Consider the following 23,662-nt stretch of genomic DNA (forward strand, 5'->3'; position numbering starts at 1 on the left):
GGAAAAGCAAATGTCGGTCGCTTCAATCCAGTCCGATCGTCTTGGCGCGAACCCGTTCGTCGTCGAAGGCCCGATCGTTTCCGGCTCCGGTATTCCGGGCCCGAACTTCTCCCTCGGCGCCGTCGCCGGCGGAGACCGCGAATCCGAATGGGTTTATTGCCAGCTTGTGCTGGCCTCGCAGACGACCCTTCAGCCCGGCCAGTGGTTCCAGTGGACCAGGGATTATGTCGCTTCGCTGCTGACCACGGCGGCCGCCGTCGTCGGCCAGCGCTGCGGCGTCTTTTCCGGTGCCGCCCAGCCTCCGACCCTGACCGGCGGGCCGGTCGGTGCCATCACGCTTGCACCAGGCACCTATTACATCTGGCTGCAGCGCAATGGCCAGGCGCCGTCGCAGGTGGCAACCGCAACGGCGGCCCTCGTCGTTGCCGAAACCACCGCCACCGCAGGTCAGGCGAGCGCCCCGGCATCCGCCACGGCAACCACCAAGGCCATCGCCAACGTCAACTTTGCGGCGGCCAACCAGACCTTTACCGCAACCACGGTCAACGGCTCCAACCTGCTGACGAGCCTTTCCGGCCTCAACGCCGGTTCCGGCCCGTTCATCGGTGCGGCTGTCTCCGGCACCGGCATATCAGGCGGAACCACCATCGCCGGCATCACCTACAGCCCGAACGGCGTCGTCCAGAGCATCACGCTGTCGGCCAACGCCACCGCCAATGGCACCGGCATCACCATCACGGCGACGGGTGTGCTCGAGGCAACGCTGATGCGTCCGTTCCTGTCGAAGGTGAACTAAACCAAGACGTCGACGGGCACTTCGGCGCCCGTTTCGTCGACCTATCCATACGCGGCCTGCCCCTCATCCGGCTGCCGCCACCAACCGGGGTCGAGCCACGCGTCTCGACCCGTCCTTCGGACCCCCGTAAACGGGGCGAAGGGGATATGCCGCGACCTCTCTGTTCCCCTCAGGCCTATCGCGGGGCACGTCCCCTCTCCCCGTCAGAACGGGGAGAGGGCTAGGGTGAGGGGCAGCCAGCCGACATCAAGCCGGCGCTTCGGCGCCCGCTTCCTTTCCCCCGCCATCAACAGCGAGACAAACACCATGCCCGACAGCAACACCGGAATTTATGCCTCCTTCAGCCTCGAACCGGTCGAGCAGACCTTTCTGACGGAGAAGGAAGGCCGGCCGATCTTCGCCGACAAGGAATTCGTCCGCATCTTCATCTCCGGCGACAAGCACACCGAAGTCTATCGCGAGGTGACCGACAACGACAAACAGCGTTTTTCCCAAGCCTATAAGCGTTTCAAGGAAGGGGCCGCCGCCCGCGAGCAGCTGACCGGCACGCCGCTGGCGCAATGGCCCTATCTGAAACCCAGCCAGATCAAGGAGCTGGAGGCGGTCAATATCTACACCGTCGAGCAGCTTGCAGCACTCTCCGACACCGTCAAGCAGAAGATCGGCATGGGGGCGAACGAACTCGTCGCCGCCGCTCGGGCCTATCTGGCAACCGCTGAAAACTCGAGTGCTGCCTCGGCCTTTGCCGCCGAGAACGAGCGGCTGAAGGACGAGGTGACACGCCTGCAGGAGCAGATGAAGGAGATGGCCTCGCGCTTCGAGGCGCTCGAAAACGAACGTCAAGCCGGGGCCAAGTCCCGCGGCCGCGTCGCCGCCTGAAGAGGAGATCCCGCGCATGTCGCTCTTGACCATCATTCAGAATGTCTGCGCGGAAATCGACCTCGATCCGCCGACGGCCGTCATGTCCTCGGCGGATCCGCAGATCATGCAGCTGCGCATCCTCTCCACCCGCGCCGGCCGCGACCTGATGCGCGAGCATGACTGGTCAACGCTGATGGTGCAGCGGCAATTCGCAACGACGGGCGCCAACCCCGAACCGGCCGAGCCGCCCGCTGACTGGGACCGCTTCGCCGCCAATTCGAAGATCTGGAACGCCTCGCGCCTCTGGCAGATGAATGGCCCGGTGGAGCCGCAGACCTGGCAGCGCAACAGCATCCTCAACTCCAACCCGGTGCCGCAGATCTGGCGCATGGCCGGCGGCAAGCTCGACATCCACCCGAACGCTGCCGGCGAAACGATGGCTTACGCGTATATTTCCGGCTTCTGGGTGGCGCTGAATGGCGAGGCGACCTATGCCGCCAATTGGGCTGGCGACACCGACACCGCCCGCTTCCTCGAAGACCTCCTCGAACTTTCGCTGATCTGGCGCTGGAAGCGGGCCAAGGGCCTCGACTATGGCGAGGAGATCGCCAGTTTCGAGCGATCCAAGGAAGCCGCGATCGGCGCCGATCGGGCGGCAAGCCCGGTCGACCTCTCGCTGCCGGCGAGGGGGCAGGCGCCTGAGAATTACTGGCCCGGCACGATCACGGTGTCCAACCCATGACCCGCAGACCTGTCCCTCAAAACGGGCGCACCGGCCGCGTTTCGCCAAGCAAAGACTGGATCGCACCGATCGGCGGCTGGCGAACCGATGTCGAGATGGCGGATATGCCCGCCGATGCGGCCTTTCAGCTCGACAACTTCTTTCCCGAGGCCAACCGGGTGCGCGCCCGTTATGGCTTCCTCGCCTTCGCCACCGGGCTTGGCGCCGACGTGCAGACGGTCATTCCCTATTCCGGCGTCGGCAACCGGCTCTTTGCCGCCGCCGGCGACAAGATCTTCGACGTGACGGCGGGCGGTGCCGTCGGTGCGCCCGTCGTCTCCGGCATGGCAAGCGCCCATTGGTCGGTGCAGCAATATACCAATCCGGCCGGCCAGGAGTTCCTGCGCCTCGTCAATGGCCTCGACACGCCGCTGCTCTTCAACGGCACCGCCTGGACGAATAATTTTCTGGTCGGCACGGCCACGCTCGCCACCCAGAACGTCGCCGTCCGGAACACGGCCTATACGCTGAGCTTCTTCGGCACCGGCTCCGTCGCCCTTTCCGGCGCCTTCACCGGCTCGCTGAGCGGCACAGGCGTCGCCAACCGGGTGTCGCTGACCTTCACGCCGGCGGCCGGCACGCTTGTCGTCACCGTCTCGGGAACGGTCAGCAATGCGCAGCTCGAAAAGGGCGCGGTCGCCACCCCTTACGTTCCCTCGACGATGATATCGGGCATTCCGGACGCCTCTCTGCTGATCGCCGTCACCGCCTATCGCTCGCGCCTGTGGTTCATCGAGAAGAATTCGACCAATGTCTGGTATCTCGCCACCGATGCCGTCAGCGGCACGGCGACGGTTCTGCCGGTCGGCGGTAATATGAAATATGGCGGCACGCTGATTGCGATCAACGTCTGGACCATCCCCGTTTCCACAGGCCTGCAGCAGTGCCTGGTGCTGATTTCCTCGGAAGGCGAGGTGATCGTCTTCCAGGGCTCCGATCCCTCGAGTGCTGCCAATTGGGGCCTGATTGGCACCTTCAAGCTCGGCCGGCCGCTCGGCACCGATCGATGCCTGCTGTCGGTCGGCGCTGATCTGGCGATCATGACGACGGACGGCATCGTGCCGATCACCAAGGCCGTGCAGCTCGATCGCGGCGCCACCAGCCTCGGGGCGATCACCGCCAAGATCGGCCCGACCTGGCGCGAGACCGTTGCGGCGACCGGCACGACCTCTGAGGAGTGGCAGCTTTCGAGCTTTCCGGCGCGGCAGATGGCGATCGTCAACCTGCCGTCCTCCTTCGGCCCCTATCAATATGTGATGAACACCGAAACCGGGGCCTGGTGCCGCTTCGTCGGCATGCCCGCCTCCTGCTGGACGACATGGCAGGACCGGCTGTTCTTCGGCGCGGGCGACGGCACGGTTTATGAGGCCGAAGTCGGCGCCAACGACAATGGCGTGGCGATCGACGCGCTGATGGTCGGCGCATGGAGCCGCTATGGCGACGGCCTCTCGACCAAGCTCTCGAAGCTGATCGGGGTGACGGCGCAGATCGGGGTTTCCACGCTGATGTATGCGGGGATCTCGGTGGACTACCAGACCAAGATTCCCAACGCGCTTTTGTCGTCGATCGAGAACAATACGGCGGCGAAGTGGGGAACGGCGGTCTGGGGCGTGTCGAAATTTCCGGGCATTTCGCTTGTCCGCAAATTCGCCTCCGCCGGCGGTGCGGGTTCGGCCTTGGCGCCGACGATCCGCGCGCTGATCTCCGGCTCGTCCGGCTCCGTCTCGGAAGCGGCCGTGGTCGGCGGCTCCGTGCTTTACGAGAAAGGCGCACCGATTTGATCGTCTCCGAACCGCGCGAGCAGATCGCGGCCTGGGTCGGCAACAGGATCGGCGTGAGCTTCCACCCGCCTTACACCACGCTCGCCCATATCGACCGCGGCCGGATCATCGCCGGCTTCGTCTTCAACGTCTGGACCGAGCATGACGTCGAGGTTTCGCTGGCCGCCGACCGGCTGACGCTGACGCTGATGCGATCGGTCTTCCGCTATGTCGTGCACCAACTCGGCTGCTGCCGCGCAACCGCAAGAACCCGCGCCGACAATGCCGAATCCCAGAAGATTCTGGCAAGATTGGGCGCCCGGCGGGAAGGCCGCCAGCAGGCCTATTTCGGCGACTGCGACGCGCTGCTTTACGCAATCATGAAAGAGGATTTTCCCTATGGTCTCCACGCCGAAGGCCCCAAAGGCGCCTGATCCGACACAGACCGCAGCGGCGCAGACGGCCACCAACGTCGACACCGCCATCGCCAATGCGGGGCTCAGCCACACCAACCAGTACACGCCGGATGGCTCGCTGGAATACAAGGTCAGCGGCTACCAGACGATGACCGACCAGAACGGCAAGACCTACCAGCTGCCGACCTATTCGGCCTATCAGACCTATTCGCCCGAGAACCAGGCGATCTACGACCAGACGCAGCAGACGCAGCTCGGCCTTGCCAGGCTCGCCAACGACCAGACCGGCAAGATTTCGGGCGTGCTGGGCACCAATGTCGATCTCAGAGCCGGCAATGTCGACAAATATGTCAACGATCACTGGCAGTCCGGCTTCAACAACCAGTGGGACCGCGATCAGGCAAGCCTCGACCAGAGCCTCGCCGACAAGGGCATCTCGATGGGTTCTGCCGCCTATGACAATGCTCTACGCGATTTTTCGACGCGCAAGCAGGCCGCCTCCGACCAGTATCTCGGCGACATGTATTCGAATGCCCAGAACTCGATCCTGACCGAGCGAAACCAGCCGCTGAACGAGATTTCGGCGCTGATGTCGGGCTCGCAGGTCCACCAGCCGAGCTATGTCAACACGCCGACGACGCAACTGCCGACCGTCGACCAGGCTGGGCTGATCAACGAGAATTTCAATCAGAAGATGGGTCTCTACAATCAGCAGCTCGCCCAGTCGAACGCCGCCATGGGCGGCCTGTTCGGCCTCGGCGGCTCGCTGCTGGGCGGCTGGGCGAAATCCGACCGGCGGCTGAAGGAAGACATCAAACGCGTCGGCACGCTGGACAATGGCCTGCCGGTCTACGCCTTCCGCTACAAGGACGGCGGCCCGACGCAGATCGGCCTGATGTCCGACGATGTCAGAGAAATCCATCCGGACGCCGTGTCCGAACACGCCGACGGCTTCGACCGCGTCTCTTACGAAAGGGCAGTAGGCTGATGGGATTCATCTTCGGCGGCGATACCGGCAAGACACAGGGCAACATCAGCGACCAGCGCAAGCGGCTGGCCTACGCCATGCTGCAGCAGGGCATGGACACGAGCCCGGTGCAATCCCCGTGGCAAGGGGCGGCGCGGCTGGCGCAGGCGCTGATGGGCGGCCTGGCGATCAGGCAGCAGGAGAAACGTGCAGGTGCGGCTGAAGGTCTCGCCGCATCGAAGAACGCGTCTACCACCTCGTCTGCGGTTTCGCCCGACGAAGCATTCAACGCGAACACTACACAATATCGAGATATCGTTGAGCGCGACGAGCTCAACCCGACCGATGTCGTTCCCGATTTTGGAACATCTGCACAACCGAACGCGCTAACTCCGCCGGTCGCCGCCTCGGTCGCTCCGAGACAGCGGGCAGCCCCTATCGCTCTTGCTGGAACCACAACGCCTTCAACCATGCGCAAAACATCGAACGGCACCACATGGAGCATTGAACAGTAATGGCGACAATCTTGGTTAATGGTCAGCAGTTAACGGTCGACGACAGCTTTTTGAGCCTCTCTCCGGACGACCAGAATTTTCTAGTTGACGAGTTATCGCGGCGCCTCCCCCCGCCTGTAGATAGCCTCCCTCCACCTGTAGATAAGAGTCATATCGGACAGCTTTGGCCAATCAGCCGGGACGCCGACGGGAACAGATATTTCGATAGCGACGCCGGCATTCTGGGAGCGCTAAAACGCTCCGTCATGCTTCCGGGTGACGTCTACAGCGGCAAAGTGCAGATGAATGGCCCAGATGGCAGAATAAGCCCAGAGGCGATTGGTCGTTCGTTGGAGTTTGCGTCGACTTTCATCCCGGCATCGCCGGGGCTCCGCGCAGGAGAGGGGCTAGTCCCAGGATTGAGCAAGAGCCTGCGAAGGCCAAATAGCGTAGAGCCGCCATCTAGCAACGCTCTTTATGCCGAGGCAGAACGCAATTTCGAGGCGATGCGAAACAGTGGTGTTGATTACTCCTCCGATGCCGTTAAAACAATGGCAGAGGCAGTTCAATCGAAGCTCGAGAAAGAAGGTTTTGACCCAGAGCTCGCCGGAAAGACTCACAAGATTCTCGCAAAACTCTTTAACCCTCCGGAAAACAGCTTGGCGAGCATCGAGGGGTTAGACTCAGCCCGCAAGACGTTCGGAAAAATAGTCCAATACGTCAAAGAACCGAACGATCAAGCTGCTGCGTCCCGCGTTATTCGAGAGTTGGACGAGTTCATTGGTGCCGGCGATCCGGCGACCGTCGTGGCTGGAAAGGCGACTGACGCAGCCGACGCGCTCAAGGCAGCAAGTGGTAATTTCGCAGCCGCAAAGCGTTCCGATATTGTGAACGGTATCGACAGATCCCCAGATTTCCGCGCTGTACCAAACACTTCCGCTACAAATACTGTAGATGTGATTCGTCAACGCGCCGCCTCAACCCTTCTTCAGGACAAGGAGATATTCCGTTTTTCTCCCGAGGAAATAGAAGCGCTCAAAACTATTGCCGGGGGAAGCGCGGCCCAAAACGTCACGCGCCGCATAGGAAAATTTTTGGAGGGCGGAAGTGGTCTCGCTCGGATGCTGAGCACGGCAGCGGGCGGCGCCGCTGGAGCGGCGGCGAGCAGCACCGGTGGCGCCGGCGCCGCCGCCAGCGGCGCGGCTGTGGGGGCATTGGTCCCGACAGTCTTGGGCCAAGGCAGCAAGGAACTGTCCAACATTCTGACATCGCGGGCGCTGTCTTCCGTTGATCGAATGGTTCGGCAACGTTCTCCGCTTTATCAGGCCACGCTGAATGCCGCCCCCAAGGAAGTCGTCCGCCAACCGATGGCGGAGGCACTCATACGGGCTCTATTGCTTTCTCGACAGAAGCAAGATGGCGGTGACCCATGGATATGAACTTCCGCGTTAAAAATCCTTCTGGAAGCTTGCGAGTTGAGGGATACACGCTGTCAGCGGTTCTCAAGGCCGATCTGGATCGGTATGGCAACCAGCAGCAATGTTGCGAGCGTGGCCATCAAACCAAGCGCGCTGCCGGAACGACACCCTCTGTCGGCCAGGTCATCGCCCCCGAGGCCGGGATTTTCGAGACCCGCGGGGGACGATGAACCATCTCCGCGAACAGCTTGCGGTACCGGGCGCCGAGAAAGCGGCTGCACTCGTACGCGCGCTGTTGCTTGCTCGGCAGCAGCAAAAATAGCGGTGGTGGCTGGTGAGCTATCCCCGCAGATCTTCCCACAATATGGCAACCCCTAGTGCCATCACGCTTATCGGTATGGCCCAGATGATCAATTTGACGGGTTGGCCGGCGTACAGGAACATGTAACCGGCCGCTGATGCTCCGCCAATGGCCATCATCGCCCCTAGTGTCATGGATATGAATTTCCTCATTAAAAATCCTTCCTGGAAGCTTGCGGGCCTGAGGGGTACATGATGTCAGCGGTTATCAAGGACGATCTGGATCCGGATGGCGACCAGCAGCAATGTTGCCAGCGTGATCATCAGGCCGAGGGTGGCGCCGGGCAGGCAGGTGGTGCCGTTGAAATAAAGTCCCTCGCAATTAGCCCGCGCCTGCTTCCATATAAAAAAACAGGCCGGCCCTGCCGTCAAAGCGCCGGCGAGAAACAAGGTCAACTCGATCGGAAACTGATCAACCACCCACCTGGCGGGGCCTGTCCTGAGCGGGGACCATGAGGCAAACGTCACGACGGCGATGAGCATCGCGACGATCTTGATCGCTCTGTGTGACGGTTGGTTCGGCTCGTGATCACTCTGCATGCCGCAACCGATACTATACGATTCGAGGCCTCGCAATTCGCGGGGCCTTTTTCTTTGGAGAAGGTCAATGCCCAGAAACCCCTCAACCGGCGTCTATTCCAAGCCCGCCGGAACGACACCTTCCGTCGGCCAGGTCATCGACCCCGTGCCGTGGAACGCACTGACCACCGACCTCGGCAACGAAATCACCAACTCGCTGCCGCGCGACGGCTCGGCGCCGATGGTAGCACCCCTCAAGGCCGCAGGCGGAACCGTGTCCGCCCCGGGCCTCGGCTTCGCCTCGACCCCGCAGACCGGCCTCTATCTGAAGGGCGGTGGCCTGCTCGGCTTCACGCAGAACGGCGTCGACGTCGCGTTCGATCAGGCTCTGGTCTATGCGGCCAAGTCAGGCGACTACACCGCGCTTGCATCCGACGACAACGCGGTTCATCGCTTTACCGCGGCCGCGACGCTCACCCTGACCGCAGCGTCGACGCTTGGCGCAAACTGGCACTATTGCGTCATCGCCGATGGCGGGGACGTGACGATCGATCCAAACGGGTCGGAGACGATCGACGGCGCGGCAACGCTTGTCATTAAAAATGGCTATAGCGTCGAAATCATATGTTCCGGTGCCGCTTTCTTCACCAACAAACTCTTCGCCAGGATAGCGAGCAAAGCCGACAGCGCCGCTGTAGGCGATTTCGTCGTCGGGCTCACGCTTTCGAACAACAGCGGCAGTCCGAACACTCATATCGATTTTAGCGCCGGCTCCGCTCGTTTGGGCTCGAGTTTCGTCTCAAATCTGTCGTCGATCACAAAGCGGACGAACGGGATATTCGCCGCCGGCACCGGCGCCGGTGGTCTGGACACCGGTTCGGTCGCGGCGAACGCAACCTATTTCGCATATGCGCTACGCAAGGATGACGATTTGACATTCGATATCGTGCTGTCGACCTCTGCGACGATCGCCGGAGTCAACACGGCGCTGCTCACCGGCTCTACCATCGTCAAATGTATCGGCGTCGTGCTGACCGATGCCAGCTCGAACATTCGGCCGTTTGTCCTGTATCCTCGTGACGAATACACCTTCGTGACGCCGGCGAGGGACGCTATCAACGCCGCTATCTCTACGACTTCGACACTCCTGGCGCTGACAGTGCCAAATGGGGTGAAGGTCAAGGCGAAGCTGCGGTTTGAATTCACATCGACCGCGACGACCAATGCTGTGCTGATCCACGATCCGGCGCAGGGAATTCTTGTTGCTGGCATCTCTGGCGATGGTGGCAACGTAGGCGCCGTCCAGGTTGCAAGCGGCTTTGCCGTAGGGACCCAAGATGTTTGGACGAACACGAGCAAGCAAGTCAGACAGGTCGCAGGAGCTGTTGGCAATATCTGGGTGTGGGCCGACGGTTTCTATTTCCCGTGCGGGAGGAGCGCATAATGCCTTTTTGCTTCCCGACCGGGCGATAGTGCAAACAGATCGACGACTTTTTCGCAGTCGCAGCGCAATTATAGCTTACGGTGAATTGAGCGTCTTAGCGATCGATCGCCTTCCGATACTCCGGGAAAGTTCGTGAGCGGGCTTTTCCACGAAGTAGTAGAATGGGGCGATCATCAGAAGGGAGCCAGCACAAACAAGGACCGGGCTGGCAACTCCTAATCGCTCAATTACTGTCGCAGCAATGACATGCATCAGGTAAATGGAGAAACAGGCCTCTCCCACTTTCTCCAGAACCGCAACAGCGTTGCCGCGCTCGGCGTTCGAAGTCTCCGAAATGATCCATCCACAAGCCAGCACCCCGAAGGGAACCATCGTCAGGTAAAAGCCGGCAGGGGTATTGATGGTCGCCCAATAGAGGATGGATGCAGTAGCTGCCGTAGCGATCCTCCAAAGCCAGACGTTGCCAACAAACACGCCGCGTCGATATGTCTGCGCCAGATAGCAACCCATGAGCCAAGCGGGCAGGGAAACGAGCCAGTTCAAAGATGGCCCGTATTTCTGCGCACTGCCATATTCATCAGAGCCTAAACCGATAACGATGGCGTAGGAGACGATGACGGAGACGGCGATCATCGCCGGCCACCCAACTTTCCGCGAAATGGGAAGGAACAGCGGGTAGAGCGAATAGTAAATGACCTCGCAAACCACGGACCACAAGATATAGCCGTCCAACGGATTATAGGCGCGGATGCCGACCCACTGCGCGAGAACGAGCGCCACGGCGGTTGGAATCATGATCCGGACGTACCGCCTCTTCAGAAAGGTTACAGTAGACAATTCCGCCGCTCGGAACGGGAAGTGGATGCAAAATCCTGAGATCACAAAGAAAGCGATGACGGCAGGGTGGCCCGTGAAGATGTAGCGTGAAATACCAGGCATTGAAGGGCCAAGCAAATGCGCGAATACAACAGACAGAGCGGCAATTGCTCTGACGGTATCAAGGCCTTCGATTCTGTTTGAACTCGGAATTGATCGCATTTCGCGAAGTAACCGCGAAGCGAAAACTTTAGCAACAGGCAACCATTAGCGTACCTATCGGTACTAATATTTATTTAGCAGTCGACATCGAATTTGCCTGGAATCGCGACCCCGTCGCTGCTCCTCAGGGAATTGGCGGCAACGGTGCTCAAGCTGGGCTGACCCACGCAAACTGGTACCCACGCAACCCGTTTACCAACCTCGCCCCCGAGCTTCTAGCGGGGATATGCACACGCGATCTCTGGCAATAACTGACGGCGTGAGCTAATGACCTCCGAACTCGGAGGAAATCATGGCAGCCGATAAAGCGTCGTACCGGAATCGCGGAGGAATTCTTCAGCGTCTCGTTAGCGCCTACAAGCGATTTCGCTACTTTAGCCGCGCCGGCTCGAACCTAGTCGTCAAGCCCAGCGCCGAGTTCCGGATGGTGAAGCACGCCGTTCTTGAGGTCGGCAGCAATGTCACGATCCAAGACTATTCGTTCTTCCAACTCACGATGCCCGAGCCGAAGGTGTTCATTGGAAACAACACCGTCATCGGGCGCCGCAACATCATCACTGCCAAAAATCGCATATCCATAGGCAATGATGTGCTGATCGGTTCCGATGTCCAGATCATCGATCACGGCCACGGCATGAGGCGAGACGTACCGATCAGGCTTCAGAAGGCCGAAATCGGCTTTGTCGAAATTGGTGATGATGTCTGGATTGGTGCGGGTGCCAAAATACTGATGAACGTCACGATTGGGACCGGTGCCGTGATCGGAGCAAATTCCGTCGTCACGGCCGATATTCCCGACTATGCGATCGCCGTTGGCTCGCCGGCGAAAGTCGTCAAATACCGCACCTAAACCGGATCCGGATTGTAGGCGGGGTCGAATTTGAGACGTACCGCGTCCCGCTTTGTCTTGTGAGCAACATACGCGGCCTAGGTTTTATCCATACAGTCGCGTCACGCGGTTTTTAGGTTTGGCTCCTTGCGCCCGGCCTCGTGGATGGTGACCGCCATTCGTTCAAGACTCGCAATCAACGGCATTTAGTGTCTCTTTTCGTTCGACGGACACGACCAAGCGTCATTGAAATTTCAGCCCGCACCCCGTCTCCACCCAGGAGCCGGGCGCCTCGCCACATCCATAATCCGGAGCCCACCCCATGCTCGTCCATAACTGGCGCGCGGTGCTGAAGCGTGCCTGGTCGGTGCGGCTGATGGCGCTGGCGCTGCTCCTCATCATCATCGAGCCCGTCTACAGCTTCGCCGCCGCCACCTGGGTGTCCCGCAACCTCTACATCCAGCTCGCCATGTCGGTGGCGACAGGGCTTCTCGCCGTTGCGGCGATCATCGCCCGCATCTTCGTCCAGCAGAAAATTTCAGGAGACCTCGATGGCAAACCGCCTGCAGAAGGGTAGTGCCGCCGCGGCCATGGCCGTGGCGCTCGTCGGATCGTTCGAGAGAGGATAAAGACCCATGACGATTTACAACCCAGATGATTATGGAGCGATCGGGGATGGTGTGACCGATGACGCCCCGGCCTTTGCCGCCATGACGGCTGATCATCTCCATTCTGGCGCTGTCGCCTCTCGGCCGGAACCTAGCGAGGAAATCATCCAGTGGCCGTGGCGCGTTTGCCGCGCATGGGCAAAAACGGAATCACCTTGGGGACGCGCTCGGCATATGACCGGTAGTCTGGAAATGCCGCCCGGAGCACCGTCTCTTCGTTACTCATCCGGCGAAGTTGCAGGCACCAATGCACGATTCCGAGAAGTACCGTCCACGGAGAAAAGCTGAATAGGATCATTCCGATAATGAATATCTCCTCGGTCAGATAGAGCGGGTGCCGGACGATGGAATATGGCCCCGTTGTGACCAGAGCTCTTGCACCCGGTGCTATGCTGAAACTGCGGCCGAGGATCGCAAGCATATATGCCGATGAAACGAAGCCAATGATCATCAAAACCATTGCGGCAAGGCGCACAGTATCTGGCAACACCATTGGCGGAGGCAGGAAGGCGATCAGCAGGAAGAGGAAGGTGCCTGCCATCGCCGTCAGGTATGGTTCAACGCCGCGCGCAGACCGTACTTGGGGCATTCTCGTTAAGGTCACGACACACATCATGCCGATAAATAAGATCGCAGCGATCTCAGCTATTAGGAATACGACGCCCCGGGACGGATAGTCGCCGGTCGTCATCGTCCGCGCAATCTTGGTCCATACAACTAGTATTGAATAGGAACAGATACCAATCCGGCCGGTGACATCTGTAATAATCAAGTGTCGATTGCTCATTTGTACCCCCACGTTGTTTGAACGCATCTTCGCACGGTTGCGGAAAATGGCAATCGCAACCGGCTAAATTGGTGAATACCAACTATTGGGGATGTGATTTACACCGACGCGCCGCCGTCGGCGTCTGTCAATGCAACGACACGCGATGCGCCAGCAGCCGATCAATTCTGGCCCGGATGCGGATGCGGCGGATGATCTCGGCGTGAGTGAAAAGGCAGGCGAGGGCGGCCACGACGATCAACGCGGTTCCGAGCAGCGCTGTAGGCAACGGCAGTGACCAGTCGATATAACCGGCGGGGAGTGACGCCCCACTGCGACCTGCTTCTGCTGTGCTTGCAGCGGCATTGGCAAGCACCAGCCCAAGCAGCGCAACATGGGCATGAACGAAGCGTGCCCTAAGAAACCGTTTCGGATGAAAAGCAAGATAGACGCCGAAAATCGCCATTGACGCAAACGCAATGAGAAGTTCCCACGCCCCCATCCCCGCCGCGCTAAGTAACATAAGAGGTAAGCGCAACACCGGCAGCATCGTCAGGTACAGCGCCCAAGCAAACGGGCGTGATGGATACATGGCCAGCAGTAGCATGCTGGCGGCAAATACCGCACCGATGGCATAGACCAAAGCAGGTCCGAGACGAACAAAAGTCAGAACGAAGACACGCATTCGCTTTCCTCCTTCGGCAGGCCTCGTGGTTCTGGGCAGAATATTCGCAAATGCTTTAGCAGGGCTTACCGCTTGACCAGCGCCGCATGAATGACTCCGGCTGCGGAGATTTGCAACCTTCCACAAAACTTATCCACCTCAACGAGGCGATTTCATGAACATCGACGGCACGCCGCTGCGGCTATTGCTCTTCGTCGCCTTCGGAACCTGATCACGGCTTAACCCCTCCAAACATCGGAGACGTTCCATGCTCGTCCATAACTGGCGCGCCGTGCTGAGGCGCGCCTGGTCGGTGCGCCTCGTGGCGCTGGGGCTGCTCTTCATCGTCGTTGAGCCCGTCACCAACGTCGTCGCTGCCAGCTGGGTGTCCGGCAACCTCTACATACAGCTCGCCATGTCCACGGCATCGGGGCTCTTCGCTGCGGCAGCGATCATCGCCCGCATCTTCGTTCAGCAGCAAATCTCAGGAGATCTGAATGGCAAACCGCCTGCAGAAGGGTAGTGCCGCCGCGGCCATGGCCGTGGCGCTCGTCGGATCGTTCGAGGGGCTGCGCCAGAATGCCTATCCCGATCCGGCGACGCAAGGGAAGCCGTGGACGATCTGTTATGGCAGCACCAATGGCGTGAAGCCGGGGGACCGCAAGACGGTGGAGCAGTGCAGGGCGCTCCTGGCGCTGGAGCTTAAGACCTATGCGAGCGGCATCGAAAGCTGCGTGCGCGTGCCCCTGCCGGATGCGCGCTTCGTGGCGCTGACCTCCTTTGCCTATAATGTCGGCGTCAAGGCGGCCTGTGGCTCGAGCGCGGTCAGGCTCATCAACCAGGGCAGGGCGGCCGAAGGCTGCGAGGCGCTTTTGAAGTGGAATCGCGCCGCCGGCATCGTCTTTCCCGGCCTGACGCGGCGCCGGCAGAAAGAGCGCCAATTCTGCCTCGAGGGCGTCTGATGTTCTCCATCCTCGACACGCTCAAGATGGGCGCCGGCATCGCCGCCGGCCTGATGCTTTATCACCTCTATGCCGTCTCGATCGGCTATCCCTCGGCGGCAAGGCAGGCGCGCGCCGGCTATATCCTCGTTGCCGAAAAGACCGCAGCCGAGGCCCAGGCTGCCGAGATGGAGCGCCAGCGCAACGCGGCGGCTAAGGCCGGCGAAGAGCACCGCAAGCGTCTCGCGGCCGCCGAGGCCGCCGAGCAGGCCGCCAAAGACACACTCGAAATCGAGATCCAATCTTATGAGCTTCAGCTTTCGGAAAAGAACCGCGCTTGCGCTGTCACTGCTGCTGATCGTCAGTGGCTGCTCCGCCACTGAGCGCTTGAACAAGGCGGCGGTGACGACAGGGCAGGCGGCGGCGGGCGTCGCTCTGCCGCCGCTGCCGGATGATCTCCGCCGCCAGGAAGCGCATACGCCTGTCGTCGAGGGCGAGCCTGTCATCGCCATCCTTGCCCGCGAGCGCCAGGCGCTCGACCGTGCCAACGCCCGCCAGGGGCGCACCATTCAATTCTACGACGACCTCACCAGCAGATATGGAACACGCCGATGATGAATGCCATCTCGCTTGCCCTGACGAACCCGATGGGCGGAGCTGACCTTGCGCCCCCGCCATGGGTGCCGGATGCCAGCCGCTATATGCCGGCCGCCACCGGCACCCGTTGGCCGGCGGGTTTCACGCAAACTTACGCGGCCGACCTGAACTATCAATGTTCAAAGCTGTTCTTCGGCTCACCTGATTACGAAACCAACGATTTCCTGATTCCCTTTGTGGGTTTCGGCTGCACGGAGGGCAACCTTGCGCCGCAGGAGACGATCTTGCCGAATGCCGATATTGCGATCGATGAGGTGTTCTTCATTCACCCGGATGGCACGGAATACCCGGTGCTCTTCGGCGGCAACGCGGCCGCGACCGTCACGGCGTCGACCGGCATTGTCTACGGGCAGGTGACGCTGCCAAGCGCCCTGCCGACCTGGTCTGTCTTCGGCATCCGAACGGTGTGGCACGGTACGATCGGGCAGACCTATATTGGCGGCTATCGCTGCCAGCGCCATCGGGGCGAAAAATATTGGGCCGCCACCGATCTGACGTCGATTCGGGCGCTGGCCCTGGCGAACGCGGCGAGCACGCCAGCCCGCGACACGTTCTATAATACGGTCGGCAATGAGAGCAACTCGCAGCCTCTTGCCTATGGCCCTGCAATGGTTCTGGCCAAGGGGTGGGACGGCCGGCCGGTTCCGATGGTCCTGTCCGATAGCCTCATCGAGCGCCAGGAGATTGCCGCCACGGCCGATGCCAGGCGCAACATGGGCATGTGGCTGCGCTGGCTTGATGCACGAGATCCGCTATGGGGCAGTATCATACCCCTCGTCATGGGCGTCCCCGGCTCGAAGTCGGTGCAGGAACTGGCGACGTCGGCAACCAAGCGCTGGGCCATGATCGACGCGATCCGGGACACATACAACGGCGGCAAGAATATCTGGACGTTCGTTCTCGACCAGTCCGGCCGCAACGATAACAGCGCCACGGCAAGCACATGGTCGAACGCCAAGCTCGGCTTGGTCGACCGCGTCAAGACGCGCTATGGGGCGGGCATCCATGTCGTCGGCGTCACCATAATTCCGACCATGACCCCTTCGTCGGACAGCGGCCGGACGGTCGCGGGCTATACCGTTCCCGCCTTATGGACAACCACCTTGGCGACGGTGAACAACACCATCAAGGCGAGTTCTCGTTACGCCAAGGTCATCGATCAGCTGCTTGCCTTCACGACGGACATCGATCCGACGAAGTCGCCGGCCGCTGAAATGTTTCCGCTCGGAAACGTCGTCGGGCATCCTGGAAATCAGGACGGCGTGACGACGTGGGACACGATCAAGCTGCCGGCTTCAGTGCCGGACGGCACCCGCATCATGTTCGAATATCAGCCTGGTCAATGGACGTCGAGAAACACCTATGGCCGCATCGACAATGGCGACGGGACGGCTGACTATAAGGTTCAGGAGATATTTGCCACCAACGTCCAGGACAATGCCGCGCTGCTGGCCCACGGCATGAACCTCGATGTCTCGTCTTATGTCCATCCGACGCTGCAAGGGATCTTGCGATTTGTCAGCCGCTTGCCGCAATCCGAAAAGCTGAAATTTTACCCCTAGGCGAGCACTGAGAGAGATGACATCGAATGACGATATTCTCCGCGCTCTCGGGCGCGTCGAGGGAAGACTGACGGGCATCGAGGACAACGTCGCGCTTCTGCGCAAGGAGGTCAGCGACGAAAAGGTGAGGGCCCATGACAGCCGCGCCGTGATCCACAAGCGGCTCGACGAGCAGGCCAGGCAGATTGCCCATCTCGACACCAGGATGGCGATCAGCGGCGGCGCGCACGCGCAGATCCGCGAGGAAATCAAAACCCTCAAGGAGACCGTCGAGAAGAACCATGACGCGGTCGGGCCGGCGCTTGAAGAGTGGAAGCGGATGAAAACGATCGGTTACGGAATATCGGGGCTTATCGCCTTCGCCGGACTGACGATTGGGGGGATGATCGCCTATGCGAGCGACGGCGCGGTAGCGGCGCTGCGGCATTGGTTGAAGATCAATTGACGGGATCGTGGTCGCTGATGGAGCGACTATCTTCCGAGTTAAACATCTCCGCGCGGGGTTTCGCCAATAGGCTCGCGGGGAAATGCACCCGCTAACCGATTACTCCGCTGTCGTATTGCAGGATGATGTTATCGAGGTAGGCGTAGGCGGTACCGGCGAAATTTGGAACGAAGTTCATCTCCTGGAAATTGCCCGCATTTGCCTCTATGTGTCCGACGAAGGGCTCCTGATAATCCCAAGGGATTGTTGGTGTGGGTGCACCGTCGACGACTGGTATAGTCGTGCTCAGCCCGTCGCCGTCATGAAAATCGTACTCTACGAGCGTAGCATTACCTGATGCTGAGATACCGCCGCCGTTGAAGAATATCTCCTTCCCGCCATCCTCTGCTTGTACCACCGTCGCGCCGATGAATAGCAGCCCGTGATAAGTAAAGGTTCCGGATAATCCCAGTGGTAGATCGTCGAAATCAAGGAGCACTTGGTTCGGCGCCAATGGGTCGCCTTTGATCTCCAGATTGAGCTTCCCCACGTCGGTATTTCCGGCACCGTCAGATATTTTGTAGGAGACGTTTTCGGTGAAGGTTTTGCCGGCGAACAGCAACAAGCGCGCATCGTCATTGAGTGAGTAGGTGTAAGAGCCGTCGGCCTTCAGGTGGAAGACCCCGTAGTCTCCTACGATATCGTTGATCTGGTCCGGCTTTTTGGCCAAGACGTTTTCATCATCGAAGAAACGCAGAAACTTGTGGCCGTTGGCGCCAGCTTCGTCATTTTCGAGAATGTTTCCTGAAATCGCATCGCTCTCGTAGAAGCTGAGATAGTCGTCGGTCGCTATGGGTTTAATGCTGGCAGCCATCGGTTTCCCCCGGTGAATCGTACCCGTCAAGATCGCAAATAAGAGCATTGTCCGCAATCTACTTGGACACACCACCCCATCAGGCGAAGGCCGGGTTTTTCGATCAGGGGATCGAGGGCGACGTTCAGGAAGGCAGAACTTTCGTTGGTGATCTCTTTCACGCACACGTCGCCTTCCGCCGGGCGCGCGCGGCAGATCGGTGCTTCTCTTCTCGCTCCAAATGGGCGCAGTAAAATCCTAAATTTTAGGCATCACTAACGAACAAAACGGCCGCCTGCTGGTTTTCCTCTCAGGAGGAAACTGTCATGAAGACCATGAACAATCGCCAAGTTCGCATTCCCGGCCCGCGAGATCACGATGTTGCCGAACATTGCCGCAAGTTCGGGATCGGCCCGGCAGAGGAGAAGAAGCTGAAGAAGCTCCTGGGCTCTCGGGCACCGCTCCATGAAATCCAGGCCAATGCTCCGCCGGGCCAGCCTAAGTGGCGTTAGGTGGGGAAGGGGTCGCGGAAGACGTCGCACGTGATCATTACACGCTACATTACGGCGATGATTCAAAGATTGACCGGAACAGAGCAGCGCCGTGAACGCTCGCGAAAGAGGTGCTTTTGCCGGGTTTTGAAGTGATCGATCTTGTTTAAGACGTGGGCCGAATGTTCGGCTTGCTCCACCTGGATCCGCTGAAAGCCCCGCTCCGGCGGGGTTTTTCGTTGGCGTTGTGATGTGCCTGTCGGTTTTCGCCCCGCGGGAGCTTCTCGGTGTGACGGTCGCAACGTGCCCGGGCAGGTTGTCGATGATCCCTCGGCGGAATTTCCGGGATCGTGGCGTCGCATTTCTGCCGGGGAACTTCCGACAAGATCAGGGGTTTTGCCGGCGGATCGCGCGGCAGGTCTCGTCTCCTGTACCACTGCACCCCTGCAGTTGCTGCGCGGTCCACTGATGCAAGCACGATGAGAGGCGCTTTGCTCCCAGCTTTCGCCAGCGGGCAAGGTCATTGCAGCGCCGCGCGTCTTTTAAGGCGCTCAAAGGACGCAGCAAAACTTTTAAGGAGTTATGCAGCGGTCGTTCGTCAGCTGGATGTTCGAAGTTCCCGCCTTCGAAGACGCCCCGATCCGCGTCGACCTCAGCACCTGCGCTGGCCCACGAAGGCACAGGTGCGGGCTAGCAAAGCGTATCAATGCCGTGGGCGCCGCGACAGCATGAGGATGTAATCGTCGGCGATATCGGCAACCACCATGGCGGCTTCAGCGGCCGTATATCCCTTGCCGATGGCGTCGCTGACGATTTTCATGACGGCCGGCTCAAGCGCTTCCCGACAGTCGGAGAGACTTTCGACATGCGGGCATTTTGCACGAAATTCCAAGACATTGTTCATGGCATACCCTCCATTTTGATTGAGCTCGGCCCCTATGCATGGAAGCCTGTCTTTCCACGGAAAGGCAGGCAACGGTTCCGGCGAGCTGCTTCAGGAACCAGAAATGTTTTCCTGAAGCTACGATGGCATAGGCCCCGACGTATTCAAGCGCATGCTGATATTAAGGTAAGCCAGTAGGGTTAATTCGTCCGCTGATGTTGCATCGTGGCATCGAAAGCAGATGCACGCCAGCGGCGGCTAACGCATCGGCCCGAAAATCGGAATCGATTTTCGAAATCACGATGCGTCGATCCAAAGTGTTACAGCGTCCTTTGCGTGGCTTCAGACGCTGATGCGCCGGCCGGCCTTATCAGCCTCTTTGCGATTGGCGCCGTGCTTTTCGATGATGCCTTTGGCATCCTCGTTGGAAATGCGGTGTTTCTTCGCGAAGTAGATGACGTCGTAGGGGCCGTCAGTCACGGCCGCTTTGGCGGGTTGGGCCTTTTTCGTTGTGTCATTGGTCATGATTTTTCCTTTCAAGGCAATGTGGCGCCGGACATCAGGTCATGTCAGCGCCTATTTTCTCCGGAACGAGGATCGGAGAACCGTCACTCTCAAACCGGCATCGGTCGAACAACTGGCTTCGTGCCGTTTTATCGATGCGCTCGGGCCGTCTTGTGTTTTTCCCAGATCTGCGTCGCCTGCGCTGCGATCCCGGTCTTGTGGAAGCGCAGCAGGTGAAGTCCTTCATTCCGTCGTTTTTCGTCGAAGGCGCTGTTTTCGTAGTCGGCGCCTTCGACAATGCTCTCGCTTTGAAGAACGGCCTTCAATTCCTGCACATAGTGTCCGGTGATGTTGAAAAGGGCTTCATTCTCGGGTGTGTCTGTCATCATTTTCCCTGTGGGTGGTCGTGTGGCATTGAACGCGATGCTGATTCAGCAAGCCGCGTTGGTAAGATGCATCAAGCAATCCGCGCCCCTATGGGAAGGCTGGTATCGGACAGCGCTTAGCCGTGTCTGTCTGGAGTTCCATATATCGTGCAGCAAAGCCGCGCCGAGAATCGATGGTGGAGGCGCGGCAGGTCTGAAGGCGGCACCTTAAACCACTTGCCTTCCCGATACCACGTCAATGGAAATGCCGAAGAATATGGAGGGAGCAGGGTTGTCTTCGCTTTCCGAGTTTAGAGCAAGCGATCCGGGTTCCCACCAAAACGGTTGCTTTTGCAGGAGAGACCAGGCGTGGAGGCGTTCGTCATGCCGGGCCGGCGTATCGGTCAGCTCATCATAGGTGCCTTGAACAAGCACGCTCTTCCACGTTCGGTTTTCGCCGAATTCTTCAACCTGAACACAGGCGGGTGAATGGGCCCGCAATAGATCAATCTTCAGGCCCGGCATGGAAAATATGAAAAGCCGGTCCTTTTCATAGGCATACTGAATGGGAACGATATAGGGATATTTGTCGCCCAGGCATGCCAGGTGGCCACGGGTGTGGCCTGCCAGAAAGGCGAGGCAGTCTTGTTCACCCATTTCTCGCAGTTGCATCACGTTTATCCAATTCCGTCAGCGTTTCAGCCCTTCATTCGATAGGCAGCAGAGCGTCTTGGCTCGCCGCAACAGTCTGCCAGCGCCTACCAGAAGACATCGTTGAGAATGATATAGACGATAAAGGCCAGACAGATTGCTGGTGTCGATTTCACCAGAAAGTCGATATACCGGAACCTGCCGATATGCTGGGCGAGGCGTTTCCACGAATGGATGTTTACCGTGGAAGACATGATGCCCTCCTTTGGTTGGGGCCGGGTAACTCTGATTATCCCGGGAAGCAGCGCCCGTTCACAAACTGCCACTACACCACATATGGGCGCCAATCATCTGCGCTGCAAGGCGTGGCGGATTGCCGGTCCGGCAGTGAGATCCCGCTGCTGTGCACGATCGCAAAGGGCGGCGCGGAGGTGCCGGGATTGCGGGGCACTTCCATACACAATTGCCCTTCTACCTCAACCATTGCTTCGATCAGTTTCAGCCGATCGAGTTTCCGCCGTTGATCGTCGTAGAGCCTGCTGAGCAGCGCATAGGCCGATCCGGAGGGTCTGCCTTTGCGCAATAGTTTCCTGATCAGCATTTCCTGATCGGCAACGCGATGCGCCGCCTTCACGATATGGCGACGCGCCAGCTTCAGGTCTTTCGGGCGGTATCGTGTGGAAACCATATGCTTTGCTCCCCCTGTCTCATCCGGCAGTAGCAGGATGGTCGCAGTTTCAGTTGGCCGGCCGCACGCCTTCTCGCGATCAGCGAAAATCTGCAGCCGTGAGCGTGAAGTTGTTTCCGCGTCGATGCTGATAGGCTCTCGATGCGGCCTCCTGAATGGAAGAACGCGCCGCATCGAAGGCATTGAGGTATGCGGCCTCGGAAGAATTGTGGGTGATCGCGCTGCCGAGGGCTGCTTCTTCGACCAGAAACCTGACTTCGAACATGCCGTCATAGCCGGTGAAGCGGACGCCTTTTCGCGCTTCGTCGAAGCTGCGGCTTCTGTTGGGGAAAATAAGTGTCATTGCGGTTATCCTTGGAAGTGGGCGCGGCCGACCTGCGGAACTCGGGCACCGGTGATGATGATGGATGCACGAGGGAGCGAGCAGCTTGATGCCAGATGGTTGGCCACCAGCCTGCCTGCATGTCCGAGCGTCGGCAGATCTCAATGGATGGTCTGCACGATGACCCGGTTTTCAAGCAAAGCTTCCGATGTCTTGATCAAGCGCATCGTACCCGTGATAACCTCATCGGAATAGAGCGAATCCGCACGGGAAATTTCGTCCGTCATATCGCGGAGAACTTTGTTGATCTCCAGCAGAGGCGGCACGAATTCCACCAATCCGGCGGCTGCCAGCCCGTGTGTCAGGCGCGCGATCGCCTCTCTCAGGTGATCGACCAGTGCACGCCTTTCCACCGGCAGTGCCGACGGCTTCGTGAGGGTCGCTTCATCGTTGAACTGCATGATGCGAATCCTCCTGTCACTAAAATGGGTTCCGCCACGGCATTATCAATGGCGGCTGCCGAATGAGGTTGCGGTCAGCTGGCAATAAGCGCAAGCTGATTCATCGGCGGGCACGGTACGGGCACCGCTGCTTGGGGCGCGCCAGTGACGCTAGCGCCAGTGAACCCTAGCCCCAACGAAGGAGGACGCCATGTCTTCCACATCAGATCAGTTTTTCGGTGTCGACAATTTGAGGATGCTCGATCGTATCCTGCGAAAGGCCGGCTTTCGCGGCGGCGAAACCCACGCGGCCGATGATGGTGAGATCACCGCCACAAGTTTCCTCATTAGTTGTTTCCAGATGGGCGTCGTCGATGAAGCCGCGTTGAGGTCGTCGCTGAAAATGTATCTCGCGACACAGTTGAGTTCAGGCCCGCTTCCGCAGGCAATGGAAGACGCCTCCTTTGCCAGGTGGCAGGATGACGGCGGCGCCCCGGTGAAAGGCTATCGGATCGCGCACTATACGGCGTCTGGGCGTGCGGACGCATCGCTGCGGCCGCCAGCTTACCGCTTTCCCAAAACCAGGCTGCCTGAACGACTGTCCGAGATCCCGTGAACGGGCCCGCTGCGATGTCGCCGGCACCCCTCGATCGATCGTTGCGATGACATGACGAGCAAGGAAGAAGACATGTCTGGGATCCACGCCGATCAAAAGGACAGGGCCAGGAAAAGCAAAATCATCGCCTTCGTGCGAAAAATCGCAACCTTAAGCCCGACTGCAGACGATCTCATAGCGCAGGCGCGTCAAGCGAGGTCATCGTCAGCGGAGCAGGGGATCGATAGCACTGACAACCAAGCCTATGGTCTGGCGCGTCCACACAAAGGTCCGTTCGATAATGCGACGGCATTCAGCGCTTCTACCTACGACCATGATCTCCCGACGCGGCAGCAATTGGAGGCTGCGCAACGCAGCCAATCCGATGCGGTAAAACAGCAGGAAGCAAACGGCCAAAGGGGCAGATTCCGCATGCGCTCAAAGAGGACGAAGCTGAAATCTCCCTGAGCAGGAAATATGAGCAGCAAATAGAGGAGCGGACGGC

The 23,662-nt window shown here is 59.6% G+C and carries 34 protein-coding genes and 1 pseudogene; 22 read left to right on the top strand and 13 right to left on the bottom strand.

The genetic code is table 11. The features are described 5' to 3' along the window. Positions 1-10: 10 nt before the first annotated feature. The 9 genes from C3Y91_RS12845 to C3Y91_RS12885 all read left to right on the top strand — a co-directional run bounded on the left by C3Y91_RS12845 (position 11) and on the right by C3Y91_RS12885 (position 7,723). Complete coding sequence (locus C3Y91_RS12845) at positions 11-796, top strand: hypothetical protein (protein WP_018068847.1); 786 nt, start codon at positions 11-13, stop codon at positions 794-796. 306 nt (positions 797-1,102) lie between these two features. Beyond that, a complete protein-coding gene (locus C3Y91_RS12850) occupies positions 1,103-1,675 on the top strand; it encodes a hypothetical protein (RefSeq protein ID WP_027689689.1) in 573 nt (190 codons plus the stop codon). A gap of 16 nt (positions 1,676-1,691) precedes the next feature. Beyond that, positions 1,692-2,399: a hypothetical protein gene (locus C3Y91_RS12855; RefSeq protein ID WP_168575401.1), complete on the top strand. Its 708-nt coding sequence runs from the start codon at positions 1,692-1,694 to the stop codon at positions 2,397-2,399. Further along, entirely contained in the window at positions 2,396-4,219 is a 1,824-nt protein-coding gene (locus C3Y91_RS12860) for a hypothetical protein (RefSeq protein ID WP_130770278.1), read from the top strand. Before C3Y91_RS12855 ends, C3Y91_RS12860 begins: the two co-directional genes overlap by 4 nt. Beyond that, positions 4,216-4,632, top strand: a complete 417-nt coding sequence (locus tag C3Y91_RS12865; protein WP_130770279.1) for a GNAT family N-acetyltransferase — start codon at positions 4,216-4,218, stop codon at positions 4,630-4,632. Before C3Y91_RS12860 ends, C3Y91_RS12865 begins: the two co-directional genes overlap by 4 nt. Next, on the top strand, positions 4,598-5,602 hold the full coding sequence (locus tag C3Y91_RS12870; RefSeq protein WP_130770280.1) for a tail fiber domain-containing protein: 1,005 nt from the start codon (positions 4,598-4,600) through the stop codon (positions 5,600-5,602). Before C3Y91_RS12865 ends, C3Y91_RS12870 begins: the two co-directional genes overlap by 35 nt. Continuing rightward, a complete protein-coding gene (locus C3Y91_RS37885) occupies positions 5,602-6,096 on the top strand; it encodes a hypothetical protein (RefSeq protein ID WP_226307172.1) in 495 nt (164 codons plus the stop codon). Before C3Y91_RS12870 ends, C3Y91_RS37885 begins: the two co-directional genes overlap by 1 nt. Beyond that, the gene (locus C3Y91_RS12880) at positions 6,096-7,514 is read left to right on the top strand and encodes a hypothetical protein (protein WP_130689527.1); all 1,419 of its coding nucleotides are present in this window, start codon (positions 6,096-6,098) and stop codon (positions 7,512-7,514) included. The genes C3Y91_RS37885 and C3Y91_RS12880 overlap by 1 nt, the downstream gene beginning before the upstream one ends. Continuing rightward, positions 7,505-7,723, top strand: coding sequence for a hypothetical protein (locus tag C3Y91_RS12885; RefSeq protein WP_163857477.1), 219 nt, complete (start codon positions 7,505-7,507; stop codon positions 7,721-7,723). Before C3Y91_RS12880 ends, C3Y91_RS12885 begins: the two co-directional genes overlap by 10 nt. A gap of 328 nt (positions 7,724-8,051) precedes the next feature. On the opposite strand, the gene C3Y91_RS12890 is transcribed toward C3Y91_RS12885, so the two are convergent. Beyond that, positions 8,052-8,336 (bottom strand): hypothetical protein, encoded by a 285-nt coding sequence (locus tag C3Y91_RS12890; RefSeq protein ID WP_226307174.1) that lies wholly within the window; start codon positions 8,334-8,336, stop codon positions 8,052-8,054. A gap of 124 nt (positions 8,337-8,460) precedes the next feature. Between C3Y91_RS12890 and C3Y91_RS12895 the strand changes: the two genes are divergently transcribed. After that, positions 8,461-9,816, top strand: coding sequence for a hypothetical protein (locus C3Y91_RS12895; protein ID WP_130689528.1), 1,356 nt, complete (start codon positions 8,461-8,463; stop codon positions 9,814-9,816). Positions 9,817-9,891: 75 nt separating this feature from the next. Here the strand turns inward: C3Y91_RS12895 and C3Y91_RS12900 are convergent, their stop codons facing one another. Then, a complete protein-coding gene (locus C3Y91_RS12900) occupies positions 9,892-10,854 on the bottom strand; it encodes an acyltransferase family protein (RefSeq protein ID WP_042941435.1) in 963 nt (320 codons plus the stop codon). 292 nt (positions 10,855-11,146) lie between these two features. Here C3Y91_RS12900 and C3Y91_RS12905 point away from each other — a divergent pair, with 292 nt between their 5' ends. The 3 genes and pseudogenes from C3Y91_RS12905 to C3Y91_RS12915 form a co-directional block, all read left to right on the top strand. Beyond that, positions 11,147-11,704, top strand: a complete 558-nt coding sequence (locus C3Y91_RS12905; RefSeq protein ID WP_027689695.1) for an acyltransferase — start codon at positions 11,147-11,149, stop codon at positions 11,702-11,704. Positions 11,705-12,005: 301 nt separating this feature from the next. Further along, complete coding sequence (locus C3Y91_RS12910) at positions 12,006-12,260, top strand: DUF7940 domain-containing protein (protein ID WP_018068829.1); 255 nt, start codon at positions 12,006-12,008, stop codon at positions 12,258-12,260. Then, positions 12,235-12,303 (top strand): annotated as a pseudogene (locus C3Y91_RS12915) (lysozyme); the annotation flags it as partial. The gene C3Y91_RS12910 and the pseudogene C3Y91_RS12915, both read left to right, overlap by 26 nt. Before the next feature lie 151 nt (positions 12,304-12,454). On the opposite strand, the gene C3Y91_RS12920 reads toward C3Y91_RS12915, so the two are convergent. Continuing rightward, entirely contained in the window at positions 12,455-13,138 is a 684-nt protein-coding gene (locus tag C3Y91_RS12920; protein WP_171481036.1) for a methyltransferase family protein, read from the bottom strand. A 127-nt stretch (positions 13,139-13,265) separates the two neighbouring features. Further along, the gene (locus C3Y91_RS12925) at positions 13,266-13,802 is read right to left on the bottom strand and encodes a hypothetical protein (RefSeq protein ID WP_018068827.1); all 537 of its coding nucleotides are present in this window, start codon (positions 13,800-13,802) and stop codon (positions 13,266-13,268) included. Between the two features lie 247 nt (positions 13,803-14,049). Between C3Y91_RS12925 and C3Y91_RS12930 the strand changes: the two genes are divergently transcribed. Genes C3Y91_RS12930 through C3Y91_RS12955 form a run of 6 tightly spaced genes read left to right on the top strand, consistent with a single transcriptional unit; the run spans position 14,050 to position 17,386 of the window. Further along, on the top strand, positions 14,050-14,304 hold the full coding sequence (locus C3Y91_RS12930) for a DUF7940 domain-containing protein (protein WP_024322739.1): 255 nt from the start codon (positions 14,050-14,052) through the stop codon (positions 14,302-14,304). After that, entirely contained in the window at positions 14,279-14,743 is a 465-nt protein-coding gene (locus C3Y91_RS12935; RefSeq protein WP_130681361.1) for a lysozyme, read from the top strand. The genes C3Y91_RS12930 and C3Y91_RS12935 overlap by 26 nt, the downstream gene beginning before the upstream one ends. Further along, positions 14,743-15,105 carry a hypothetical protein gene (locus C3Y91_RS12940; RefSeq protein WP_027689699.1) on the top strand — a complete coding sequence of 121 codons (363 nt, stop codon included), beginning with the start codon at positions 14,743-14,745 and terminating at the stop codon, positions 15,103-15,105. Before C3Y91_RS12935 ends, C3Y91_RS12940 begins: the two co-directional genes overlap by 1 nt. A gap of 19 nt (positions 15,106-15,124) precedes the next feature. Then, a complete protein-coding gene (locus C3Y91_RS12945) occupies positions 15,125-15,337 on the top strand; it encodes a hypothetical protein (protein ID WP_026170649.1) in 213 nt (70 codons plus the stop codon). Next, the gene (locus C3Y91_RS12950; protein WP_168575402.1) at positions 15,334-16,941 is read left to right on the top strand and encodes a hypothetical protein; all 1,608 of its coding nucleotides are present in this window, start codon (positions 15,334-15,336) and stop codon (positions 16,939-16,941) included. Before C3Y91_RS12945 ends, C3Y91_RS12950 begins: the two co-directional genes overlap by 4 nt. A gap of 16 nt (positions 16,942-16,957) precedes the next feature. Continuing rightward, on the top strand, positions 16,958-17,386 hold the full coding sequence (locus C3Y91_RS12955) for a DUF1515 domain-containing protein (protein WP_168575403.1): 429 nt from the start codon (positions 16,958-16,960) through the stop codon (positions 17,384-17,386). A gap of 91 nt (positions 17,387-17,477) precedes the next feature. Here C3Y91_RS12955 and C3Y91_RS38400 read toward each other — a convergent pair whose 3' ends face one another. Continuing rightward, on the bottom strand, positions 17,478-18,239 hold the full coding sequence (locus C3Y91_RS38400; RefSeq protein WP_130664283.1) for an Ig-like domain-containing protein: 762 nt from the start codon (positions 18,237-18,239) through the stop codon (positions 17,478-17,480). Positions 18,240-18,544: 305 nt separating this feature from the next. On the opposite strand from C3Y91_RS38400, the gene C3Y91_RS12965 reads away from it, so the two are divergent. Next, positions 18,545-18,730: a hypothetical protein gene (locus C3Y91_RS12965; RefSeq protein WP_130664284.1), complete on the top strand. Its 186-nt coding sequence runs from the start codon at positions 18,545-18,547 to the stop codon at positions 18,728-18,730. A gap of 682 nt (positions 18,731-19,412) precedes the next feature. On the opposite strand, the gene C3Y91_RS12970 is transcribed toward C3Y91_RS12965, so the two are convergent. The 8 genes from C3Y91_RS12970 to C3Y91_RS13005 all read right to left on the bottom strand — a co-directional run bounded on the left by C3Y91_RS12970 (position 19,413) and on the right by C3Y91_RS13005 (position 22,583). Further along, on the bottom strand, positions 19,413-19,613 hold the full coding sequence (locus C3Y91_RS12970) for a hypothetical protein (RefSeq protein WP_018068819.1): 201 nt from the start codon (positions 19,611-19,613) through the stop codon (positions 19,413-19,415). A gap of 321 nt (positions 19,614-19,934) precedes the next feature. Then, the gene (locus C3Y91_RS12975) at positions 19,935-20,117 is read right to left on the bottom strand and encodes a hypothetical protein (protein ID WP_018068818.1); all 183 of its coding nucleotides are present in this window, start codon (positions 20,115-20,117) and stop codon (positions 19,935-19,937) included. A 128-nt stretch (positions 20,118-20,245) separates the two neighbouring features. After that, complete coding sequence (locus tag C3Y91_RS12980) at positions 20,246-20,482, bottom strand: hypothetical protein (protein WP_018068817.1); 237 nt, start codon at positions 20,480-20,482, stop codon at positions 20,246-20,248. Between the two features lie 207 nt (positions 20,483-20,689). After that, positions 20,690-21,133, bottom strand: a complete 444-nt coding sequence (locus C3Y91_RS12985) for a pyridoxamine 5'-phosphate oxidase family protein (RefSeq protein ID WP_026237102.1) — start codon at positions 21,131-21,133, stop codon at positions 20,690-20,692. 86 nt (positions 21,134-21,219) lie between these two features. Beyond that, the gene (locus C3Y91_RS12990; RefSeq protein ID WP_017959492.1) at positions 21,220-21,366 is read right to left on the bottom strand and encodes a hypothetical protein; all 147 of its coding nucleotides are present in this window, start codon (positions 21,364-21,366) and stop codon (positions 21,220-21,222) included. 71 nt (positions 21,367-21,437) lie between these two features. Further along, positions 21,438-21,800 carry a hypothetical protein gene (locus C3Y91_RS12995; protein WP_168575404.1) on the bottom strand — a complete coding sequence of 121 codons (363 nt, stop codon included), beginning with the start codon at positions 21,798-21,800 and terminating at the stop codon, positions 21,438-21,440. Positions 21,801-21,879: 79 nt separating this feature from the next. Next, complete coding sequence (locus C3Y91_RS13000; RefSeq protein ID WP_017963411.1) at positions 21,880-22,143, bottom strand: DUF1488 family protein; 264 nt, start codon at positions 22,141-22,143, stop codon at positions 21,880-21,882. 140 nt (positions 22,144-22,283) lie between these two features. After that, on the bottom strand, positions 22,284-22,583 hold the full coding sequence (locus tag C3Y91_RS13005; RefSeq protein ID WP_011650973.1) for a hypothetical protein: 300 nt from the start codon (positions 22,581-22,583) through the stop codon (positions 22,284-22,286). A 190-nt stretch (positions 22,584-22,773) separates the two neighbouring features. On the opposite strand from C3Y91_RS13005, the gene C3Y91_RS13010 reads away from it, so the two are divergent. Together C3Y91_RS13010 and C3Y91_RS13015 are read left to right on the top strand one after the other, a co-directional pair. After that, positions 22,774-23,178 carry a hypothetical protein gene (locus tag C3Y91_RS13010; RefSeq protein WP_027689703.1) on the top strand — a complete coding sequence of 135 codons (405 nt, stop codon included), beginning with the start codon at positions 22,774-22,776 and terminating at the stop codon, positions 23,176-23,178. A 72-nt stretch (positions 23,179-23,250) separates the two neighbouring features. Beyond that, positions 23,251-23,625, top strand: a complete 375-nt coding sequence (locus C3Y91_RS13015) for a hypothetical protein (RefSeq protein ID WP_024322731.1) — start codon at positions 23,251-23,253, stop codon at positions 23,623-23,625. Positions 23,626-23,662: the final 37 nt, after the last annotated feature.

The sequence above is a fragment of the Rhizobium ruizarguesonis genome (assembly GCF_012349115.1).
In the GTDB taxonomy this organism is placed as follows: Bacteria; Pseudomonadota; Alphaproteobacteria; order Rhizobiales; family Rhizobiaceae; genus Rhizobium; species Rhizobium ruizarguesonis.

Coding starts and splice junctions, on each gene's coding strand:
- C3Y91_RS12845 (WP_018068847.1), top strand. CDS start 11: ATGTCGGTCGCTTCAATCCAGTCCGATCGTCTTGGCGCGAACCCGTTC.
- C3Y91_RS12850 (WP_027689689.1), top strand. CDS start 1,103: ATGCCCGACAGCAACACCGGAATTTATGCCTCCTTCAGCCTCGAACCG.
- C3Y91_RS12855 (WP_168575401.1), top strand. CDS start 1,692: ATGTCGCTCTTGACCATCATTCAGAATGTCTGCGCGGAAATCGACCTC.
- C3Y91_RS12860 (WP_130770278.1), top strand. CDS start 2,396: ATGACCCGCAGACCTGTCCCTCAAAACGGGCGCACCGGCCGCGTTTCG.
- C3Y91_RS12870 (WP_130770280.1), top strand. CDS start 4,598: ATGGTCTCCACGCCGAAGGCCCCAAAGGCGCCTGATCCGACACAGACC.
- C3Y91_RS37885 (WP_226307172.1), top strand. CDS start 5,602: ATGGGATTCATCTTCGGCGGCGATACCGGCAAGACACAGGGCAACATC.
- C3Y91_RS12880 (WP_130689527.1), top strand. CDS start 6,096: ATGGCGACAATCTTGGTTAATGGTCAGCAGTTAACGGTCGACGACAGC.
- C3Y91_RS12885 (WP_163857477.1), top strand. CDS start 7,505: ATGGATATGAACTTCCGCGTTAAAAATCCTTCTGGAAGCTTGCGAGTT.
- C3Y91_RS12890 (WP_226307174.1), bottom strand. CDS start 8,336: ATGCTCATCGCCGTCGTGACGTTTGCCTCATGGTCCCCGCTCAGGACA.
- C3Y91_RS12895 (WP_130689528.1), top strand. CDS start 8,461: ATGCCCAGAAACCCCTCAACCGGCGTCTATTCCAAGCCCGCCGGAACG.
- C3Y91_RS12900 (WP_042941435.1), bottom strand. CDS start 10,854: ATGCGATCAATTCCGAGTTCAAACAGAATCGAAGGCCTTGATACCGTC.
- C3Y91_RS12905 (WP_027689695.1), top strand. CDS start 11,147: ATGGCAGCCGATAAAGCGTCGTACCGGAATCGCGGAGGAATTCTTCAG.
- C3Y91_RS12910 (WP_018068829.1), top strand. CDS start 12,006: ATGCTCGTCCATAACTGGCGCGCGGTGCTGAAGCGTGCCTGGTCGGTG.
- C3Y91_RS12920 (WP_171481036.1), bottom strand. CDS start 13,138: ATGAGCAATCGACACTTGATTATTACAGATGTCACCGGCCGGATTGGT.
- C3Y91_RS12925 (WP_018068827.1), bottom strand. CDS start 13,802: ATGCGTGTCTTCGTTCTGACTTTTGTTCGTCTCGGACCTGCTTTGGTC.
- C3Y91_RS12930 (WP_024322739.1), top strand. CDS start 14,050: ATGCTCGTCCATAACTGGCGCGCCGTGCTGAGGCGCGCCTGGTCGGTG.
- C3Y91_RS12935 (WP_130681361.1), top strand. CDS start 14,279: ATGGCAAACCGCCTGCAGAAGGGTAGTGCCGCCGCGGCCATGGCCGTG.
- C3Y91_RS12940 (WP_027689699.1), top strand. CDS start 14,743: ATGTTCTCCATCCTCGACACGCTCAAGATGGGCGCCGGCATCGCCGCC.
- C3Y91_RS12950 (WP_168575402.1), top strand. CDS start 15,334: ATGATGAATGCCATCTCGCTTGCCCTGACGAACCCGATGGGCGGAGCT.
- C3Y91_RS12955 (WP_168575403.1), top strand. CDS start 16,958: ATGACATCGAATGACGATATTCTCCGCGCTCTCGGGCGCGTCGAGGGA.
- C3Y91_RS38400 (WP_130664283.1), bottom strand. CDS start 18,239: ATGGCTGCCAGCATTAAACCCATAGCGACCGACGACTATCTCAGCTTC.
- C3Y91_RS12965 (WP_130664284.1), top strand. CDS start 18,545: ATGAAGACCATGAACAATCGCCAAGTTCGCATTCCCGGCCCGCGAGAT.
- C3Y91_RS12970 (WP_018068819.1), bottom strand. CDS start 19,613: ATGAACAATGTCTTGGAATTTCGTGCAAAATGCCCGCATGTCGAAAGT.
- C3Y91_RS12975 (WP_018068818.1), bottom strand. CDS start 20,117: ATGACCAATGACACAACGAAAAAGGCCCAACCCGCCAAAGCGGCCGTG.
- C3Y91_RS12980 (WP_018068817.1), bottom strand. CDS start 20,482: ATGACAGACACACCCGAGAATGAAGCCCTTTTCAACATCACCGGACAC.
- C3Y91_RS12985 (WP_026237102.1), bottom strand. CDS start 21,133: ATGCAACTGCGAGAAATGGGTGAACAAGACTGCCTCGCCTTTCTGGCA.
- C3Y91_RS12990 (WP_017959492.1), bottom strand. CDS start 21,366: ATGTCTTCCACGGTAAACATCCATTCGTGGAAACGCCTCGCCCAGCAT.
- C3Y91_RS12995 (WP_168575404.1), bottom strand. CDS start 21,800: ATGGTTTCCACACGATACCGCCCGAAAGACCTGAAGCTGGCGCGTCGC.
- C3Y91_RS13000 (WP_017963411.1), bottom strand. CDS start 22,143: ATGACACTTATTTTCCCCAACAGAAGCCGCAGCTTCGACGAAGCGCGA.
- C3Y91_RS13005 (WP_011650973.1), bottom strand. CDS start 22,583: ATGCAGTTCAACGATGAAGCGACCCTCACGAAGCCGTCGGCACTGCCG.
- C3Y91_RS13010 (WP_027689703.1), top strand. CDS start 22,774: ATGTCTTCCACATCAGATCAGTTTTTCGGTGTCGACAATTTGAGGATG.
- C3Y91_RS13015 (WP_024322731.1), top strand. CDS start 23,251: ATGTCTGGGATCCACGCCGATCAAAAGGACAGGGCCAGGAAAAGCAAA.